Source organism: Rhizobacter sp. P3_B12, assembly GCF_056402895.1.
On the sequence record NZ_JBFUGN010001622.1, the window covers coordinates 1 to 1,042 of the forward strand.

The 1,042-nt window shown below is 54.5% G+C and carries 1 protein-coding gene; it reads left to right on the top strand.

The genetic code is table 11. From position 1 onward, the window contains the following. On the top strand, positions 1–1,042 hold a 1,042-nt coding region (locus AC1D01_RS37295; RefSeq protein WP_477874936.1), incomplete at both ends, for a hypothetical protein.

A 1,042-nucleotide genomic window follows, 5' to 3' on the forward strand; every position in this document is an offset into this window, starting at 1 on the left:
CATCTGACATCATTGAGGATACTTTTCGATGGCGAATACGATGACGAGGCCATCAATCAAGTGATCGAAGCACTTGGGGGTCACCATGGACTCGAAAACCTGGACTTTCGTCTATGCGACCGCCCTTCCGTACCCAACCTGCCGTCATTCAGTGCATTGCTGCGTCATAAAGACCGCCTTTCCAGCCTGTCGCTGCAATACCTTCGCGGCACCGCCACGGATGCCATAGAGTTCGCGCAGGTGCTGGCAGATTTGCCTGCACTCGAGCATCTCAATCTGGAATGCTTCGATGGCGAGGAATCGTATTCAATTGCTGAGGAATGGGGCAAATTGCAAGACTCAAGCCGCCCAGCAAGATTTCCCAAGCTTCAAAGCCTGCTCATTGATGAAGAGTGGTCTTTCGACGAGGATCTGATCCTCCCCGACAAATTCATTTCCTTCATCACGAAACTACCCTCGCTGAGATATCTCAATATCGATCTCGTGTGCTTTGGGAAAGAAGCCCGAGGCAAGCTGATCTCCTGCGCAGAACAAAAAAAAATGATGGTGTGGCTTGGCGAATCGTCGAAAAGAAAGCAGATAGAACACCCATCATTCCAGCGCAATCGAAAAATGCAGCTCCTCATGGCCGATATGTTTCTCAGAAAAGCAATTGATTCCATCTTGCAGCATGCCATTCTTCCTGACGATATAAAAAAATTCATCATTCAAATGCCATGCCATGGCAGAAGCTTTGACAGGATCAGGTCGGTCACGCAGCATTCCTCTCCACGAAGCCAGCAACAAGCCGGCAACGTTATCGGGTTGAAATGCGCGCACGCCACGTGCCAAGGCATCCAGCCGTCGATTGACTGCGCCTGCGTGGCACAGTCGCCCTCGCCGACGCACACCCTCACCTGCCTTGCCCATGCCCATGGACCACACGCCGAAAGACGCCGCCACGCCCGCCCACCCTGCCGCCCCGCGCCGGCGCTGGTTGGGGACGTTGATCGCGGTCATCGGCCTGGCCCTGCTGGGCGGCCTCGCCTGGTACCTCACCCAC